The sequence below is a fragment of the Actinoplanes sp. NPDC051411 genome, assembly GCF_040682075.1.
Taxonomy (GTDB): domain Bacteria; phylum Actinomycetota; class Actinomycetes; order Mycobacteriales; family Micromonosporaceae; genus Actinoplanes.
The window spans coordinates 1-17,862 of sequence record NZ_JBFBAD010000035.1; the positions used below are offsets into that span (position 1 = coordinate 1).

At 70.7% G+C, this 17,862-nt stretch carries 15 protein-coding genes and 1 tRNA gene; 9 read left to right on the forward strand and 7 right to left on the reverse strand.

Going from position 1 to position 17,862, the window contains the following annotated elements; genetic code table 11:
* The first annotated feature begins 355 nt into the window (after positions 1–355).
* Positions 356–423, forward strand: a tRNA-Leu gene (locus tag AB0M88_RS20565).
* 238 nt (positions 424–661) lie between these two features.
* Here AB0M88_RS20565 and AB0M88_RS20570 read toward each other — a convergent pair.
* Positions 662–1,540 carry a hypothetical protein gene (locus AB0M88_RS20570; protein ID WP_364104230.1) on the reverse strand — a complete coding sequence of 293 codons (879 nt, stop codon included), beginning with the start codon at positions 1,538–1,540 and terminating at the stop codon, positions 662–664.
* Between the two features lie 16 nt (positions 1,541–1,556).
* On the reverse strand, positions 1,557–2,024 hold the full coding sequence (locus tag AB0M88_RS20575) for a hypothetical protein (RefSeq protein ID WP_364104233.1): 468 nt from the start codon (positions 2,022–2,024) through the stop codon (positions 1,557–1,559).
* 319 nt (positions 2,025–2,343) lie between these two features.
* Here AB0M88_RS20575 and AB0M88_RS20580 point away from each other — a divergent pair, with 319 nt between their 5' ends.
* Positions 2,344–4,005 (forward strand): hypothetical protein, encoded by a 1,662-nt coding sequence (locus tag AB0M88_RS20580; RefSeq protein ID WP_364104236.1) that lies wholly within the window; start codon positions 2,344–2,346, stop codon positions 4,003–4,005.
* A gap of 97 nt (positions 4,006–4,102) precedes the next feature.
* Positions 4,103–5,545 carry a hypothetical protein gene (locus tag AB0M88_RS20585; protein WP_364104239.1) on the forward strand — a complete coding sequence of 481 codons (1,443 nt, stop codon included), beginning with the start codon at positions 4,103–4,105 and terminating at the stop codon, positions 5,543–5,545.
* Between the two features lie 45 nt (positions 5,546–5,590).
* On the opposite strand, the gene AB0M88_RS20590 is transcribed toward AB0M88_RS20585, so the two are convergent.
* On the reverse strand, positions 5,591–7,015 hold the full coding sequence (locus AB0M88_RS20590; protein WP_364104242.1) for a GGDEF domain-containing protein: 1,425 nt from the start codon (positions 7,013–7,015) through the stop codon (positions 5,591–5,593).
* Positions 7,016–7,089: 74 nt separating this feature from the next.
* Positions 7,090–8,274 (reverse strand): DUF1996 domain-containing protein, encoded by a 1,185-nt coding sequence (locus tag AB0M88_RS20595; RefSeq protein WP_364104245.1) that lies wholly within the window; start codon positions 8,272–8,274, stop codon positions 7,090–7,092.
* Between the two features lie 223 nt (positions 8,275–8,497).
* Between AB0M88_RS20595 and AB0M88_RS20600 the strand changes: the two genes are divergently transcribed.
* Together AB0M88_RS20600 and AB0M88_RS20605 are read left to right on the forward strand one after the other, a co-directional pair.
* On the forward strand, positions 8,498–9,037 hold the full coding sequence (locus AB0M88_RS20600) for a GNAT family N-acetyltransferase (protein ID WP_364104248.1): 540 nt from the start codon (positions 8,498–8,500) through the stop codon (positions 9,035–9,037).
* Positions 9,038–9,173: 136 nt separating this feature from the next.
* On the forward strand, positions 9,174–10,007 hold the full coding sequence (locus AB0M88_RS20605; protein WP_364104251.1) for a cysteine/serine endopeptidase inhibitor: 834 nt from the start codon (positions 9,174–9,176) through the stop codon (positions 10,005–10,007).
* Positions 10,008–10,047: 40 nt separating this feature from the next.
* On the opposite strand, the gene AB0M88_RS20610 is transcribed toward AB0M88_RS20605, so the two are convergent.
* Both AB0M88_RS20610 and AB0M88_RS20615 read right to left on the reverse strand, forming a co-directional pair.
* Positions 10,048–11,436: a mercuric reductase gene (locus tag AB0M88_RS20610; protein WP_364104254.1), complete on the reverse strand. Its 1,389-nt coding sequence runs from the start codon at positions 11,434–11,436 to the stop codon at positions 10,048–10,050.
* Positions 11,437–11,480: 44 nt separating this feature from the next.
* The gene (locus AB0M88_RS20615; RefSeq protein ID WP_364104257.1) at positions 11,481–11,645 is read right to left on the reverse strand and encodes a hypothetical protein; all 165 of its coding nucleotides are present in this window, start codon (positions 11,643–11,645) and stop codon (positions 11,481–11,483) included.
* A 120-nt stretch (positions 11,646–11,765) separates the two neighbouring features.
* Here AB0M88_RS20615 and AB0M88_RS20620 point away from each other — a divergent pair, with 120 nt between their 5' ends.
* Entirely contained in the window at positions 11,766–12,389 is a 624-nt protein-coding gene (locus AB0M88_RS20620; protein ID WP_364104260.1) for an ABATE domain-containing protein, read from the forward strand.
* A 56-nt stretch (positions 12,390–12,445) separates the two neighbouring features.
* Here the strand turns inward: AB0M88_RS20620 and AB0M88_RS20625 are convergent, their stop codons facing one another.
* A complete protein-coding gene (locus AB0M88_RS20625; RefSeq protein ID WP_364104263.1) occupies positions 12,446–13,048 on the reverse strand; it encodes an ABATE domain-containing protein in 603 nt (200 codons plus the stop codon).
* Between the two features lie 228 nt (positions 13,049–13,276).
* Between AB0M88_RS20625 and AB0M88_RS20630 the strand changes: the two genes are divergently transcribed.
* The 3 genes from AB0M88_RS20630 to AB0M88_RS20640 all read left to right on the forward strand — a co-directional run bounded on the left by AB0M88_RS20630 (position 13,277) and on the right by AB0M88_RS20640 (position 17,859).
* Positions 13,277–14,104, forward strand: a complete 828-nt coding sequence (locus AB0M88_RS20630; RefSeq protein ID WP_364104266.1) for an alpha/beta hydrolase — start codon at positions 13,277–13,279, stop codon at positions 14,102–14,104.
* 99 nt (positions 14,105–14,203) lie between these two features.
* The gene (locus AB0M88_RS20635; protein ID WP_364104269.1) at positions 14,204–16,996 is read left to right on the forward strand and encodes an AAA family ATPase; all 2,793 of its coding nucleotides are present in this window, start codon (positions 14,204–14,206) and stop codon (positions 16,994–16,996) included.
* 218 nt (positions 16,997–17,214) lie between these two features.
* Positions 17,215–17,859 carry a hypothetical protein gene (locus AB0M88_RS20640; protein ID WP_364104272.1) on the forward strand — a complete coding sequence of 215 codons (645 nt, stop codon included), beginning with the start codon at positions 17,215–17,217 and terminating at the stop codon, positions 17,857–17,859.
* Positions 17,860–17,862 lie beyond the last annotated feature (3 nt).

Here is a 17,862-nt window from a genome sequence, read left to right on the forward strand (position 1 = left end):
CAATGACCGGCCCCGTAAGATCCATAATTGGAAGAAGCCCTCCGAGATATTCGCCGAACTCGTAGAGGTAAATGCTTCGACTGTCTGAATCTGCCCCGTAGCGCCCGCCAGTGCCCCGTTGCGCTTCCAAGACCGTCCACGTCACCCCTCTCCTGGAAGGCGAACTTCGCCCCTCAAAAAGCCCCAAATCTCTTGGCCCCACGGCCTTCAATTCCCGTGACGTAGATCGCTCAATCGACATCGGCAAGATCGTTGTGGTCGCACTGTGGTCGCACACGGCCCAAGATGAGGCATCATGAAGCGCCCTGATGTATCTCGAAAAATCAACTCTGACCTGCGGAAACGTCGATCGGGTGCGGGATGCGATGAACGCTAGGCTGGGCTCATAACCCAGAGGTCGCAGGTTCAAATCCTGTCCCCGCTACAAAGAAGGTGCACGTCGAAAGCCCTTCGCCCTTCCGGGTGGAGGGCTTTCGCGTACTCCGCGGTCGTAGGTTCCCGGCGGGGCGCCAGCGTGCTGACGCCTTCGGAGAGGAGCGCGGCGGTGGACCATCCCCAACAGCCTCGACCTCGTGCCCGCGCTGCTGTTCATGGTTTGTTTCGCGCCGCCGGTGTTTCCCTGACCGAGAGGAGCGCGGGGGGCGGGGGCGACCCGCGAGTGTCATGCCGGCATCTGGTGCATCAGCTTTGCCAGTTCCGCACCTCGGGCGGCCACTGATCGGCTGATTTTCTCCAACGCGCCGGCGTTCTGGCTGATCTCGACGTTCTGCCAATCCGCCTCCGCGGCATATTCGACACCGATCAGGTTCGTGTTGACCTTGCACATGATGTCGGCCTTTGCGGTCGCGAGTTCGAGCTCACCCGGCGATGCGGATTCTTTGTGCCAACGCGGGTCTCCGGCGGCCACGATGGGATTGGCGTACGTGAACCCCATGGCCGACATGCAATGTGACCAGGTGGCGAAGACCGCTTGCACCCGAGGGTCGGACTGTGTTCGCTTAAACGCTTCCGCGGTCATATCGTTGACCGTTCGCGCATTTGCCGGCGTTTTATGGTCCAGGTCGAGCTGACGGCTGGCCTCCCCGGCGCAGCCTCCGATGGGACCGTTTTTCGCCGTGCCGATCAGTACGGCTCGCTCGGCCGGCGGTAAATCGTCGCGTGATTGGGGTTCATGTGAACCGGCGGCGGCTGCCGACAGGCCGTAACCCGCCGTCCGGGCGACCGAGAGATCAGTGATTCCATAGCGACGGGACGCTATCTCGTCCTTGGTCGCGACCCGCTTGTCGATCTGGCTGGTCAGGTCGGACAGGAAGTCGAATCCGAGTCGGCGCATGCACTCGCGCTCGAGCCTCAAGTAGAGATAGTCCTCCTCCGACTGCTGGCGCGCGCTCAACCGATAGCCGTCCAGAGGATAGTGCAGAGAGGCCATGCCGGTCGCGATCGGAACCGGGACGGGTGCCGGCGGATCTGTGCGATGTCCGCCGCAACCACCGACCACCAGCATGGCAACGATCAATACCGCACATTTGAATCGCATCACGCCGACACCCCGGATTTCACGTACAGTTATCCATTTCGATCGAATATTCGTTGTTCCGGAGTCGGGAGGTCAGGTTTCCCGCCCAGCCGGGATGCAGCCAGTTCTCGTCGGCGTCGCTGTACCCGATCCAACCCGGGTAGTACCACGCGGTCACGTTGCAGTTCGTAGTGCCGTTGCCCATGGATGCCGCATTGCCGGCAACGCCTTGATTCACCCCGGCGCTTCCCGTGCCCGAGCACGCGTCGAACAGCTCGGAGCTGAGGTCTTCACCGTCGTAGACGTTGTTGGACGACCAGCATCCGCCCTTCAGGCCTTGGCTGTAATACAGACACATTTTCTTGCAGGGCTGCCACCACGAGGACCACTTGTCGATCTTGTCGGCTTGGGCCGGCGCGGCCGACACGGTGGCAATCCCGCCGAACGTCAAAAACGCGATGGCGACGACCGCGGCCCGACGCGGAAAACTCGCGAATCTTCGAACCATTTCTCCTCCGTTCTATTGCTTGGCTTCGAGCAGCATCGCATCGACGGAAGTCACTTGCCAGAAGGTTCGGGGGAGGCCGAAACAGGCTGAAAAGGGATCCGAGTTCCGACCCGTCTGGCCTGTCGTGCCGGGACGGTCATCCCACTCGGCCAGCTCCTCGCCCGTGGTGGCGGCGGGTACGTTGTGGGCTGTGGGGGTGGGGGTTCGGGGCTGTTGGGCAGCGGCTCGGGCTGTGCGGGGAGCGGAGTGCGGCAGGGATGCGGTCGACCTGCTGCGGCCCCGGCGGGAAGGGCTCTTTCGGGGGCGGGCGCCGGTTTCGGTGCAGATCTACCGGGCGGAGCGGGACGGGCGGCTGATCTGGCGGGGCGTGGGCTCGTTCGCGGTGCTGCGGCGGCCGGCCGATCGGGGGCCCGGGTTCGGGCCGCTGCGCTGGGTCGACCGTCAGTGGTACGTCGTTGTGATGGTGGCCGGGCTTGCGGTCTTCTTTGTCGCCGCGGTGGTCGTCGCAGTGCTGTGCCGGGTGTTCGGGCAGCCACCGGCTGTCTATCTCTCGGTTCTGCTGCTGGTCTACGTGCTGGGAGTTCTGACCGACCAGGTCACGCCGGCGGTACGGGGGCTGCGGTCACTGGTCCGGGAGGCTCCCCGGCCCGATCAGGTGGCCGCCGAGCAGCTTCCGTACGAGCAGTGGGCCATGGTGCTGTGCCATCACGAGGACGGCAGCCGGCCGGCGCTGCTGCTCAACGAGGTCGCGGCGCGGCTGAACGCACTGGCCGGCCCGGACGTCGCGCTGGCCTGCCCGCGTAAGGGCATCACCACCCGGCACATGCGGGCCGTTGTTGCGAAATGGGCCGACGCGCTTCCCGTGGAGCACGAAGAGCCGGAGGTCAGTGTGCGTCTTCCCCGTCGGCTTCCGCCGCGTACGCATCGTGTGGTGGAAAGCGGAGCTTTCTTTTTCGTCTATCTGGCCGTCATGGCGTTGCTGCTCGCGTCGGCGTCCTATCTGGTGGCGGGCTGGGAAAGCGCCGCCTGTGGCTCTCGTTGCGGCAACCGGCCGGCTTCGTGGTCGACGGCGTTCGAGTGGATCGGCTATCGGGTGCTGTTTCAGAACCCGCCGGATCTGGTGCCGGGAACGGGCTACGCGCGTCTGACCGGCCTGCTGGTCGCCGTCGTCACGCTCCCCACGACACTTCTCATGGCGGTGGCCTGCGCGCGCTATTTCGTGCGGTACCTGCGTACGCGCCAGGAGGCCCATGCGGCCCTGATGGCGGCCGCCCTCGGCCGCGACCGGGTGCTGCTCCTGGTCGCGACGGACGTCGAGTTGGAGGCCGCGCTCCGCCGGGCGCGAGCAACCCGCGACGCGGTGGACTACTCGGCCGGCCATCCGGTGTTCCGGCTCGGGGTGATCGGGGGTGCCGACGTGCTCCTGGCCCGGGTGGGGCCGGGGGTGACCAGTCCGGTGTCGACCGCCTACAGCCTGCCGGAGCTGATCGCCAACTGGAAGCCGCAGTTCGTGATCATGCTCGGTATCTGCTTCGGGCTGCGGGAGGAGAAGCAGAGCCTCGGCGACGTCATCGTCGGTCTGCGGCTCCAGACGCTCAACATGCGGGTGGGCGAGACCGAGGTTCGCCAGCGGGGAGAGGTGGTCGCCGCGGGGCATCGCCTGTTCGAGCGGTTCGTCGCCGCGGAGGACCCGGCGGCGTTCAAGGTCTGGCGCGGCCTGTTGCTCTCGTGGGACGTACTGGTCGACTCGGCCTCGCTTCGCGCCTGGATGAAGGCGTCCTTTCCGGACGCCGAGGGCGGCGAGATGGAGGGCGCGGCGGTGCGCGCGGCCACCGTACGCGAGTTCGTCGAATGCATCGTGGTGAAGGGAATCTGCGACTGGGGGTTCGGCAAGAACCCGGACGCTCAGCAGCTCGCCGCCGCGAATGCCGCCAGCCTGGTGTTCGACGTCGTCGAATCGGGCGCTTTTCTCCGGGGTTAGGCCCAGAGCCGTGGTGTGGGCCCGGTTTGGAGGGTGTTAGGCTCCGTCGCCCTTCGCCTGGGCGCCCCTGCCCGGGCGGGGAAACGGGGAGAGATTCGTGCACCATCTCAGCAAAGTGGCCGGCGCTGTGTTCGCCGGCGTGTTGGCTCTGGCCGGGTCCAGTGAGGCGGCGTTGGGCGCGCCACGGGCGGCCTCGGAGCCGCCGTCGTTTTCCGTTGCCGTCGCCGGGGTCGGGCTGCCCAGCCGGATCTCGCTGACGTCGGAGGCGGCCGGCGTCACGTCGTTCGACTACGCGGTGGCCGGCGGGCGCGCGGCCGCGGTGCCGGCCAAGGACGGAGCCGCGGCGGGGAACATCGTCTTTCCCGCGGCGGGGCCGGCCGACGTGACCGCCCGGGCGTATGCCGGCAGGCGGCTGGTCGGGGAGTCGACGCAGACCGTTGACGTCAGCGACGTTCCGGGGGTGTCGTCGGACGAGTTTCTGAACCCGGACGTGACGCCGCTCGTGGGGACCACCGGCACGTTCACGTTCACGCCGCATGCCCGCGGAGTCGTGAAGTACTACTGGTGGATCAACGACGGTGGTGCGCAGGAGGTCCGTGCCCGGCACGACGGGACGGCGAAGGTTTCCTGGACGCCTCCCGCCGACGTCTCGGCCAAGTACGAGCTGTTCGTCCAGTCGGTGACCGCGGCCGGTGCGCAGTCGGCCCGGTACGACGAGTGGGTCAGGATTCAGGATCCGCGTCCGGGCATCGAGCCGGCGGCCGGCACCCATGAGGTCGGCGAGCCGGTGGCGGTCACGCTGTCGAACGGCGCCAGCCAGGCCACCGGGTTCGTCTACAGCTTCGACGGCGGGCCGCAGCAGTCGGTCAGCGGTGCGGCCGTGACCGTTCAGGTAACGCCGTCGCATGCCGGTGACGCCCTGTTCACCGCGCAGACCGTGCTGGCCGGGGGCACCCGGTCGAAGGCGGTCACGGCGACCGTCACCGTCACCGACATGCCGCAGGTCAGCGTGGTCTCGGCGTACGGTCAGACGCAGCCCGTCGCGACCGAGCCGACGACCTTCACCTTCACGCCGAAGGTGCCGAACGTCGTGAGCTACCAGTACACAGTGGATGGGGACGGCCCGCATCCGGTGGCGGCCGGCCCGGACGGCACGGCCTCGATCACCGTCATCCCGGACACCGGCCAGCACAGCCTGACGGTGTCCAGCGTCGATGCCGCCGGTGTGGTGTCCGATGCCCGCGACTACGAATACACGTCGCTCGACCCCCGGATCGAGGTGTTCGCCGAATTCGGTGACGGGGCCGGCGAGTGGGGATTCTTCTCGGTGCTGAACGATCTGTCGCCGGTCACCGTCGCCTACCACTGGAGCGTCGACGGCGGCCCGGAGCACGTCACCCCGGTCGATCCGAACAGCGGCGGCGTCACCGATCTGGAGTACAGGCCGGCCCTCAGTGGGACGGGCACGGTGCAGGTCCAGGCCGAATACAACGACGGCACGCTGTCGGCGCCGGCCGGCATCACCTTCGAGGTCGGCTGACCGCGGGCGCCCCGATGCCGGCGGTCCGGTGCCGGCGGTCCGCCGTCAGCACAGGGGCGCCGGCTCGCGGCGGGCCGACTTGGCGGCGTACATCGCGTCGTCGGCGTGACGCAGGACCGTATCGGCGTCCATGCCCGGGGTTGCCCGCACCACGCCGACGCTGACGCCGACCGTGGCCGCCTCGCCGGCGACCAGGAAGGGCTCGTCCAAGGCGCGCTCGATGCGGTCGGGCAGGCCGTCGGCGCCGTCCGGGCACAGGATGACGAACTCGTCGCCGCCGTAGCGGGCCACGGTGTCGGTGGGGCGGATGCAGGCGAGCAGGCGGGCCGAGACCTGCTGGAGCAGGCTGTCGCCGGCCTGGTGGCCCAGGCGGTCGTTGACCGACTTGAAGCCGTCGAGGTCGCAGAACAGGACCGTGGGGGTGGCGGCCGGGTCGGCCAGCGTGGTTTCCAGCCGGTCCAGCAGCTGGGACCGGTTGGGCAGGCCGGTCAGGGCGTCGTGGGCGGCCTGGTGGGCGAAGGCCCGCTCGGCGCGTTCGCGCTGGGACGACAGGGCACCGATCCGGACCATGACCAGGGGCAGGACCACCGACGTCTCGATCGCCAGCAGGACCATGTCGACGGTCTGGCCGGTCAGCTGCTCGACCGCGGCGGCGATCGGCGTGATCCCGATGGCGGCGCCGAGGAAGATCAGGCGGGCGGTGGTGAGCCGGTCCCGGACCGGTGGCCCGGACCGCAGCGCGGCGTCGATCGACGGGTCGGCGACCGCGGCGCCGGTCACGGCGTACGCGATCAGGTAGACCGCGTCCGACCACGCCGGCCGCACCAGGACGGTCGTGGTGTGCGCGAGGGTCTGGCCCAGGTTGGCGATCAGCGACAGCACGAGGATGACGATGAACGCCCGCAGCGCGACGACCGGCCGCTCGCTGATCAGCTCGACCCGGATGAGCGCGCCGAGCGAGCCCGTCAGGCACAGCAGCATGAACAGCGTCGCCGCCTGCTGGCCGGCCGGAAGTCCGGTCGCCACCAGCGCCCTGTGCAGCACCAGGGTCCAGAGCAGACCGACCAGGCCGATCCCGATGACCGCGGCGTCGAGCACGCCGCCGATGTCGCCGCGCCCCCGCATCCACACCAGTCGCAGCGCGGCCAGCAGCAACCCGAGCGCCCCGCCCATGATGAACAGCAGGCTGGCCTGACTTCGGCTGGCGGTGAAGTCGATCTGGACGGCCCCGAACAGGCTGCCCACGTTGATCACCAGCAGCCCGCCGAAGACGAGGACCGGGGCGACCCGGTCCCGTCCGGGAACCGGCCGCAGCCCGACCCACGACGGGACGAGCGAGCTGGCGCCGACCAGCAGGTAGCCGAACGGGCGCAGCGTGGGCGGGAGCAGCACGGTGATGATCGCGCCGACGGTCGCCACGAGCACGTACGCACTCAGGACCAACCTTCTTCTGCCCGCGTCGACCGTCACGGCCGGTTCCCATCGGACGCTCGGCCCTCATCCTGCGTCCGGGAACCGAAAAGCACCCGAACCGCAACCTGGGCCTAGTGTTCGTAGCCGTCGTCGTCGCACTGGCGGCGCTGCCGGACGCAGTCCTCGGTGCGCTTGTTCATCGCGTCGGCATCCCACATCAGGAACGCGTCGCCGTGCATCGAGGACGCCGTACGGCCGGCCGGGTCGGACGATAGGTAGTAGCCCTGCGAGCTGCCCTTCACGCCGTACGTGATGTCGAAGGTGAGCGACGGGATCCGCACCGGGTGGCCGGCCGGGCAGCCCCGGTCGGTGCCGTACGCGACGTGCGCCTTGTGGTCGGGGCTGTCCAGGTGCTTGCCGTCCCAGCAGTCCGGGAACTGCAGCATGTAGTGCAGCGTGGCGTAGCTCTTGGGGTCGCAGACCGGCCAGTTGCCGTTCCCGCTGCGCGCGACGCCGTCGAGGTCGCCCGGGCCGTAGAAGGCGCAGTAGAACTGCCCCTGCGCGCCGCGCGGCGTCGGCACCTTCTTCTTCGCGTCGCCGGCGATCATGCGCAGGCCGGTCGGGATCGGCATCACGCCGGTCGAGTTGTTGCGGATCGAGCGGTAGTAGACCCGGAATCCGGTCGGCTCGACGGGCTTCCCGGTGGCGGCGTCGTAGAGCGTCGGCACCCAGTACGACGAGTGGTCGAGCACCGGCTTGCAGGTGGTGGCGGTGAACCTGGTCAGGTCACCGGCCGTGGTGTCGGCGTCGACCGCCTTGTTGCCGAAGAACGAGTGCATGTGGGAGGCGCCGGGCAGCCCGGGGAGGACGATCGGGTCGTCGGCCAGCCGGTGGCTGTAGGTGCAGTCGGCCCGGAACTCCGGGACGGTGGCCACGCCGGCCGGAACCGGGTCGACCTTGCGCGCCTGGTAGGCGGCCACCTGCTTCTGCCAGGCCGCCTGGTCGACCGGGATCCAGCCCGCGGTGGGCGGCGGTGCCGGGGTGGTCGTCCGGGTGGTTTTCGTGGGCTTGGCCGGCGGCTTCCCGCTCGCCGGACCCGATGCCGGGGCTGACATGAGCGGCGTGACGGCCACGGCCTGCGCCGCGTTCGCGGTCGGCGCGGGCGCGGCCGATCCGCCGCCGGTCAGGTGGATCACGGCCGTCGTGACCGCCAGCGCCGCGACGGCCAGGCTGCCCCAGAGGACGGCACGACCCCGCTTCGGTCGCGGGCCCGCCGGCGGGCTGCCGTCGGGATCGGGCGGCGGGGTGTACGACACGGAACGCTCCTACCGGAAGAAAGGCGACCAGACGGCGAGCAGCGTAGGCACGTTTCCGGGTGTGCTCCTAAGCCCTTAAGAAGCTTCTAAAGACCTATGGGCGATAACAGTTTTCCCGGCGATTTTCGGCTCATGTTCCGGTCTTCGGGCTCAAGTCCACCCGAGGATTCCGTTAGCCGGGCAGTGCTTCCCGTCGTCCGGCCGGACCGGGCAGATTGGGAGCATGGGGACTTATGCACTGCGGGAAGCCGGGCCGGACGATGCCGATTCGATTGCGCTCCTCCACGCTGACAGCTGGCGGCGGCACTACCGGGGTGCGTACGCCGACTCGTTCCTCGACGGGGACGTCGAGGCCGATCGGCTGCGGGTCTGGGCCGGGCGCCTGGCTGATCCCGGTCCCGGCGCGACCCTGCTGGCCGAGGACGCCTGGGGGCTGGCCGGCTTCATCCACGTCGTGTTCGACGACGATCCGCGCTGGGGCAGCCTGATCGACAACCTGCACGTGCGGGCCGATCTCCACCGCACCGGCCTCGGGACCACCCTGGTTCGCGAGGGCGGCCGGGCCGTACTGGCCGGTGCCGACCGCGAGGAGGTCTACCTCTGGGTGCTGGAGCAGAACACGGCGGCCCAGGCCTTCTACCGGGCGCGCGGGGCCAGGCAGGCCGAACGGTGTCCCTGCCGCCCGCCGGGGATCCCGGTGAACGGTGATCCGTACACGTTCCGCATGGTCTGGCCGACGGCCAGGGCACTGGCCGGGGAGTAAGCACCGAAACTGCCGGCCGGGGTTGTTCGATGTCCGTCACCGATCGCACGCCCTCGTTGACCCTCGGTGAGAAAACGGTATAGGCTCTTTACATATTCTTGGCCATCTATACCAAGAAGGAGCCCCCTTGCTTTCCGTGCGAAAGGCTGCCCTCGCCGTCGCCGCGGGCATGACGGCAGTTCTGGCTTTTGCCGGCGCTGCCGCGGCCGCTATTCCGTTCGGTCAAAATCAGGTCGGCATCGCGACCTATTACAACGACGCCGGGTTCGGTGCCTGCGGCACCCCGATCAACGCCGCGACCGAGATGCTGGTCGCCGTGTCCTATCAGTGGTTCACCACGGCCAACCCGAATGCCGACCCGCTCTGCACCGGCGTCTCGGTGCAGGTGACCTACAACGGCCGGACCATCACGGTGCCGGTCAAGGACAAGTGCCCGTCCTGCGACGCCACGCACATCGACCTCAGCCAGGCGGCGTTCGGCCAGTTCGCCTCGACCGATCCGGCGACGACCCCGGGCGTACTGAATGTGACCTGGCAGTTTGTCGGCGGCGGCGACGGCGGCGGAACCACCCCGCCTCCGGCGGGCCGGACCGGGCCGATCACCGGGCTGGCCGGAAAGTGCATCGGCGCCGCCGGCGGCGCCACCGCCAACGGTACGGCGATCGACCTCTACTCCTGCGTCGGCTCCTCGACCCAGCAGTGGACAATGGCGGCCGACGGCAGCATTCGCACCGGCGGAAAATGCATGGACGTCGCCGGCAGCGGCACGACGAACGGCACCCGGGTTCAGATCTACGACTGCAATGACACCGCCGCGCAGCAATGGGTCTATACCAGTGCTCGTGACCTGGTGAATCCGCAGGCCGATAAATGTCTCGACCTGACCGGAAACACGTCCGCCGATTTCACCACGGTGCAGCTCTGGACCTGCACGGGCGCCGCCAATCAGAAGTGGAACGTCCCGGCGTGACCAAAAGCCCCTGCCCGCGCGGGCAAGGGCCCGGTCGGGCCTAGAACGAGCCGAAGAGGCTGTTGAGGCCCTCGGCCAGCAGCGGGTGGGTGAAGATCGCGTCGGCCATCGCGGTGTAGGTCAGCTTGCCGAGCATGGCGACCTGGATGATGCTCATGATCTCGCCACCCTCGAGGCCGAGGACGGCAGCGCCGAGGATCTGGCCGCTGTCGGCGTCGATGACGGCCTTCATGAAGCCGCGCGTCTCTCCGGTCTCGATGGCCCGCACGACGGCGCCCATCGGCAGCTTCGCCACCCGGATCGCCCGGCCCTGGGCCCGGGCCTCGCGTTCGCTCAGGCCGACCCGGCCGAGCTGCGGGTCGATGAAGACGGCGTACGGCACGACCCGGTCGCGGGTGCTCGCCTTCTGCCCGCCGATCAGGTTCGCGTGCAGGATGCGGTAGTCGTCGTAGGAGGCGTGGGTGAAGGCCGGCCCGCTCCGCACGTCGCCCATCGCGTAGACCCCGGGGACGCTGGTCTGGAGGTGCTCGTCGACCTCGACGAAGCCCTGGTGGTCGAGCCGGATGCCGGCCGCGTCGACGGTGAGCGCCTCGGTGTTGGGGACGCGGCCGATCGCCGACAGCAGGTGCGAGCCCTCGATCTGCCGCTCGCCGTCCTCGGTCCGCACGGTCAGCCGTACGCCGTCGCCGGCCGGCTCGACCCGGACCGGCGTCGCCGAGGTCAGGATCGTGATGCCCTCGTCGCGCAGGATCGCGGCGACCTCGTCGGAGACGTCCTCGTCCTCCTGCATGAGCAGGCGGGCGGCGCTCTGGATGATGGTGACCTCGCTGCCGAAGCGGCGGAACATCTGCCCGAACTCCAGGCCGATGTAGCCGCCGCCGAGGATGACCAGGTGCTCCGGCTGCTGATCGAGCTCCATGACGGTCGTCGAATAGAGCACGGGGACGTCGTCCGCGCCGGCGATCGCCAGCGGCTTGGAGCGGCCGCCCGTGTCGAGGACGATGACCGGCGCGCTGAGCTGCCGCGTCCCGCCGTCCTTGAGGGCGACCTCGACGGTGTTCGGCCCGGTGAAGTGGGCCTCGCCGGCGATCAGGTCGAGTCCGTCCTGGGACAGGCGGCTCGCGTAGTTTTCGCGCGCGCCGGCGACCATCGCCCGCTTCCGCTCGCGCACCGCGGCCAGGTCCACCGACACCGCACCCGTGCGCACGCCGTACTCGGCGCCGCGGCGCGCCTGGTAGGCCAGTCGCGCGCTGGCGACCATCGTCTTGGTCGGCGTGCACCCGGTGTTGACGCAGGCACCGCCGAGCTGGTCGCGCTCGACGAGTGCCACCCTCTTGCCCGCCTGGGCCAGTTCGAGCGGCAGGAAACGGCCGCCCTGACTGGTTCCGATCACGATCGCGTCGTACTGCTCGCCGGTGGTCTCCGTCATGGTCCTGTCGCCTCTTCTGGGTTGATGTGGATGGGTTCGGTCGTTCAGATGGCGTCCGGCGGCCCCATCAGCGGGGTGACGTCGCCGGCGTCGGGCGCCCCCATCAGGGGTACGACCGTGCCCGCGTCGGGCGGTCCCATCAGTGTGGCCCGCCTGGTGGGTGGTGGGGTGGGCACCGCGTTGCCGGTGTCCTTCTTGAAGATCGCCATGTCCTGGACCTCTTCCTAATGGATAGTACCGTATCTTCCATTAGCCACTATGGCGCCCCGAAGCCGCGGTGTCAAATGGTTTCCTTGTCGTCATCCATTAGCCTCGTTATCGTGGTCGGTATGAGCGGCGAGGCGGTCACCACCAGCGCGACCCTGCTAGGGGAGGCGCTCCCGGTCGAGCTGATGAACACCCTCACCGTCACCGGCGACGCCATCCACGACGCGCTGGCCGACGACGACGAGGCGGCGGCCTGGCTGCGGGCGGTCGCCGACCGGATCGCGGCCGAGGCGGGAGTGGCCCCCGGGTCGGCCGGCGAGGCGCTGCGGCCGGCCGCCGGGCCGTTGCGCGAGCTGCGTGACGCGCTACGCCGGCTGGCCGCCGAAGCAACCGCCGATCCCCGGCCGCCGGTCACCGCGCCCGAACTGACCCGGCCCGAGGCGATCGCCACGCTCAACGCGCTCGCGCAGACCCGGCCCGAGCTCGTCTGGCCGGACGGTGGGCAGCCGGCCCGCCTCCACCGGACAACCGGCCCGGCCGGGCTCGCCGTGGCGCTGATCGCCCATCAGGGCGTCGAACTGTTCACCGGCCCCGCGCGTGAGTCGCTGCGTCCCTGCCTGGCACCGAACTGCCTGCTCTTCTTCGCCAAGGACCACGGGCGCCGGGAGTGGTGCTCGCCGGCGTGCGGGAACCGGGCCCGGGTCGCCCGCCACTATCGGCGCCACCGCCCGGGCCGTCCTTCCTGACGGCCGGCGTCCGGTCGCGCTGACTCCGGCCGGCCCGTGGGCGGCAGCGGCACGGGTTACGCGTCGCCTCGCCGGACGCGGACCTTGTCGTAGTGCCGGACGGCGCGGGCGCGGTTGCCACAGGCGACCGAGCACCACTCGCGCCGGGGATGGCTCTTCACGAAATACAGAACGCAGCCGGGGGCGTAACAGGCGCGCAGCCCGCTCGCGCCCTCGGTGAGAAGCGTGATCGTCTCGTCGGCGACCGCGGCCAGGCCGGCACTCACGCCGGATCCGGGCTCGGGCTCGACCCGCGCGAAGCCGTCGCCGCGGAGGGCGATCCGAGGGGCGGGCTGGGAGGCGGCCGCCGCGTTCAGTGCGGAGACGGCCTCGTCGAGATCGGCGATCGCCGACCGGGCCCCGATCCGCTGGTCACCGGTCGCGTGGGCGGCCAGCCGGCGGACCGCGTCGCGAAATCGGACCGCCGCGGCCAGATCCTCATCGGTGGCGCGCGCGCCGGCGCGTGGCGCGCCCACCGCATCCAGCCACTGTTCGAGGTCGGCCGCCGACCCGAGGTCGTCATGGATGCCGGCGGTGTCGGCCCAGACGGTGCTCATCAGGCGAATCGGGGTCGGCTCGTCCGGCAGAACCCAGGCTCGCGGGGTGCTCTCCTCCGGCATTCCGCAAACTTATCACGGATAAATGGCCTAGATTCCGTTAGGAGCGAGTGCCGGCGCACGGGCCGGGCTACAAACTCACCTGTTCGGGTGAGGGGGCGCCCGGAGATGCCCGGCCGAGGACCTTCGTGGCCGTTTCGATCTCCTGTCTTCGCGGGATCCCGCTCGTCCCGGCTCGCGGTTGGCTGTAACTCGCCACCGGGCATGGGCCCGGTAGCGAGAGAGGAAGTCATGAGCAGCAAGACGCGTGGTTCGATCCGGAAGCGGCGTGCAGTGGTGGCCGGTATCGCCGTCGGGGCCCTGGCCGCCGGGCTCGGCGTGGCCGGTATGGCGGAGGCGGCCACGACCTCGCACAGCCCGGCCAAGCCGACGATCGTGCTGGTGTACGGCGCGTTCGAGGACGGGTCGGCGTGGCAGGGGGTCACCCGCCGGCTCCAGCACGACGGATACCCGGTCGTGGTTCCGGCGGTCCCGCTGCGCGGCGTCGCCTCGGACTCCGCCTACGTCGAGAGCATCGTGGATTCGATCAAGGGCCCGGTCGTGCTGGGCGGCCACTCCTACGGTGGCATGATCGTCAATGAGGTCGCCTCCCAGCGGCCGACTCAGACGAAGGCCACGGTCTACATCGCCGCGTTCGAGCCGCGGGCCGGCGAGAGCGCCGGTCAGCTGGACGCGCAGTTCCCGGGCAGCCTCCTCGGCCCCGACACCACCGTCGCGCAGGCCTACCCGGGCGGCACCGACCTTTACGTGAAGCCCGAGTCGTACCGGGCTCTGTTCGCCGGCGACCGGTCGGTGGCCGACGCCGCCGTCGGCGCCGCCACGCAGCGCCCGGTCGACGCCGCGGCGCTGGCCGAGCCGGCGGCGCACACCGCGCCCTCCTCGATCCCGGCCTACGCGATCGTCGCGACGCAGGACAAGGGGATCCCGCCCGCGGCGGAGCGCTTCATGGCGAAGCGGGCCGGCGCGCACACGGTCGAGATCCGCTCCGCGCACGACGTGCCGGTGACCCACCCGGACGCCGTCGCCCAGGTCCTGGAGCAGGCGGCCCGAGGCCGCTGAGCCCGACGTGCCTCGCACCCCGGAGCGGATGCGAGGCACGTGGTGAGGCCGGGGACTCGGCCCGGGTCGGCCGCCCCCGGGGGTGGCTAGGATCGGGGAGTGAACCAGCGGGCCGCGTTGCGGGGGCGGTCGGAGGAGGTCGCCGCCGCCCTGCGCGCCCTGCGGGCGGCCCGCGACGGCGATCCTTCCGTCCTGGTGGTGCACGGCGAGCCCGGCATCGGCAAGACCGCGCTGGTGCACGCCGTCGTCGAGCAGGCCGGCCGCCTCGGATACGCCGTGGGCGCCGCCACCGCCCGCGACGGCGACCGGCTCGCCCCGCTGTCGTCGCTCGGCCCCGCACTGCGGTCCGGCCCCCGGCCCCTGGTCGGCAGCGATGACTTCCTCTCGCTGGCGGCGCTCAACGACCAGCCGCTGTGGCTGGCCGAGCGGCTGGCCGCGCTGCTGTCGGCCCGGTCCGACACCGAACCGCTGCTGGTGGTCGTGGACGACTTCCAGTGGTCCGATCCGCTCAGCGTGTTCGTACTGCGGCTGCTCACCGCCCGGCTGGCCGGCAGCCGGATGTGCTGGCTGCTGGCCGCCCGCAACCAGGCCCACCGCCCGGCCGACGCGGTGACCGAAGCGGTCGAGGGTGTGCTGCCGGTGCACCGCATCGATTTGGCGCCACTGGCCGGCGACGCGGTTCTCGACATCGCCGCCGACCGGCTCGGCCACCCGGCCGACGCGGGCCTGGCCCAGCGGCTCGCCACGGCCGGCGGCAACCCGTTCCTGGTCACCCAGATCCTCGAGGACGGCACCCCCGGCGGGCTGGTCGAAGCGGTCCGGCGACGGCTGGCGGCGGCCTCACCGGAATGCCTGGCCCTGCTGCGGGCCGGGGCGGTGCTGGGCGGCCGGTTCCGGCTCGGCGACGCCGCACAGCTGGGCGGTGAGCCGCCGACGGCGTACGCGGACGCACTGGCCGAGGCCATCGCCCTCGGCATGCTCACCGACGACGGACGATGGCTGTCGTTCCGCCACGACCTTCTCCGCCAGGCGGTCTACGACGGCATCCCGCCGTCGGCCCGCTGGTCGATGCACCGCTCCTTCGCCGACCACTGCGTGGCAACCGGCCGCGGGGCGGCCGAAGCGGCCCCGCACATCCTGGCCACCGCCGCCGAGGGCGACCACGAGGCGGCCGACGTGCTGCGCACCGCGGCTCTCGATCTGCTGGCCACCATGTCGATCACGTCGGTGACCTTCATCCGGCAGGCGGACGCCCTGGTCGCCGACGACCGCTCACGCTCACCGGAGTTCGGCCGCGACGTCGTACGCGTGCTGACCGTCGCCCACCAGCACGCGCAGGCCCGCGACTTCGCCGACGAGATCCTGCGCGACCGCCCGGCCTCGGCGGATCAGGCGGCACTCGTGCAGCTTCTGTTGGCGCCACGGCTGTGGGCGGCCGGCAACCGATCCGAACTCGGCCGCCGCGCCGCCGACCCGAAAACCGCCGGTGCGGCGCCGGCGTTGCGGGCGCGGCTGACGGCGTACGTGGCCCTGGCCGTAACCGACGGCGCCGCCGGCCGGACCGGCGAGGGTGAGCCCGCCGATGCCGTGGCCGCCGAAGTTGGCCGGGATGGTGAGTCCGCAGAAGCCGTAGGCGCCGCGCCTGGCCGGACCGGCGAGGGTGAGCGCGCCGATGCCGTAGGCGCCGAGGCGGGGTGGGCCGGTCAGAGTGAGGCCGCAGATGCCGTGGCCGCCGCGCTTGCGGCGGTCGGCCGGGCCGAGACGGCCTTGAGCGGCGGGCGTTATGCCGAGGCCGCGGCCCACTTCCGGCGGGCCCGCGAGATCGGCGGGACGGCATCCGACGAAACCGGCGCCCCCGACCTGGCCCAGCTGGAGATCCGAGAAATCGCGGCGACCGCCCGATTCGACCTCGACGCCGCTTTCGCGGCATTGGCATCGGCCCGGCATGCCGATTCCTGGCACGCCATCGAGTACGCGTGGCTCCGCGCCGACCTGCAACTCGGAGCCGGTCGCCTGAACGAGGCACGGCAGGACGCCGAGCAGGCGCTGCATCTGGCGGCCGACTTCGCCGACCACGCGTTCGTGGGCCGGGTGCGGGCGATCCTCGCCTTCGTCGCGCTGGCCCGCGGGTCGCTCGGCGAGGCGCGCAAGCAGATGGCGGAAGCGGCCCGGGCCGGCACCGAACTGCCGGTCCTGACCGGCCTCATCGACGACCAGGAGGGCGCCCCGGCGGCCCTTCAGTCACCCCGCGCCGCCGAGATGCCCTGGTGGGACGAGGTGCTCGCCCGGCACGCGGTGATCGCCCATCGGCGCGGCAACCTGGAACGATTGGCCGAAGTGGCCGAACGGCTGGACCGGCTGGCCGCCCGGCACCCGGGCGCCGCCGGGCCGGCGGGTGCCGCCGCCCTGGCCCACGGGCTGCTGAGCGGGCACCCGCAGCGGGCCGTCGACCTGCTCACGGCCGGTGGACGCGACCTGCTGCTCGCTCTGGCCGAGGAGGAGGCGGGCCGGGCCGGGCTGGTCACGGCCGACGGCCGGGCCGAGGCGGTCGGCAGCCTCGAACGGGCCCTCGCCCGCTATGAGGAGCTGGGCGCCGACGCGGGCGCGGCAAGTGTGCTGCACACCCTCCACCAGGTCGGCCTGCGCCGCCGGAGGCGGCCCCCGGCCCATCCGCGCCAGGAAACCGGATGGGCGGCACTGACCACAATGGAACGCAAGGTGGCGCGCCTCATCGCCGAAGGCCACTCGAACCGCTCCGCCGCCGCCGAGCTGACCCTCTCGCCCAACACGGTGGCCACGCACCTACGGGCGACCTACGCCAAGCTGGGCGTCAACTCCCGGATCCGCCTCGCCGCCGCGGTAAACCAGGTGGGCGTCACGAGCGCGGATTGACCGCGACCACCGCCGGCCGGCCGAACAAAGCCCGTCGCCACTTGACCGAGGACCTCCGTCCACCAGGCCGCTCATCTTTGCCCGGACCGGCCGGGAACACCCGATCCCGCTCGATTAGCATGGCCGCGTTCGGGGCGACGGTGGCGAGACGAGGCGACATGCGGTGGTTTCGGCGTAAACCGGCCGAGCAGCTCGTTCGACGGAACACGGACCGGCAGATGGCGATCATCGACGATGTCCGGCAGCGCTTCGGCATGCGTCAGGCGGGATCGTTCCACCAGCAGGCCGACGCGGTCGCCGAGGTGCTGACCGGCCCGGACGGCGTCGAGGCGGCGGCCGGCATCGTGGACGAGTTCGCCGAGTCGGCCCATCGGGAGGTCCAGGGACTGGCTGCCGCTCTCTCCCGCAGCGTCGGCTACCAGTTCGTCGTGGACCGCGGCAACTACCGCCCGCTGTGGCGGGACGCCCAGCCGGACCTGCGGTGGCCACTGTTCAGCCTGCCCTGCGGACTGTTTCCCTACATCCACGTCGCCGCGGCCGTCCGGGTGATCGGCGCCCACGCGAAGCAGGCGACCGACCGGGATCCGCTGCTGGCCCACCTGTTCGAGATTCTCGACCTGACCATCGTGGGCTGGGAGTTCGCCAACGTCCGGGTCGACACCGACGGCGTCGCGCTGGCCAGCGGGCTGATCACCACCGCGCGGAACCTGCGCATGGCGATGGGTAAGGAGCCGCCTCTCCCACCGCCCGTCCGGGAACTGATGCGCCGCAACAACACCATCGACGTCTACGACCCCAACGCGCCGCGCGTGGTCAGCAGCATCAACCCGGGCCGCGAACTGCGCGAGGTTCTGCTGGCCTGACCG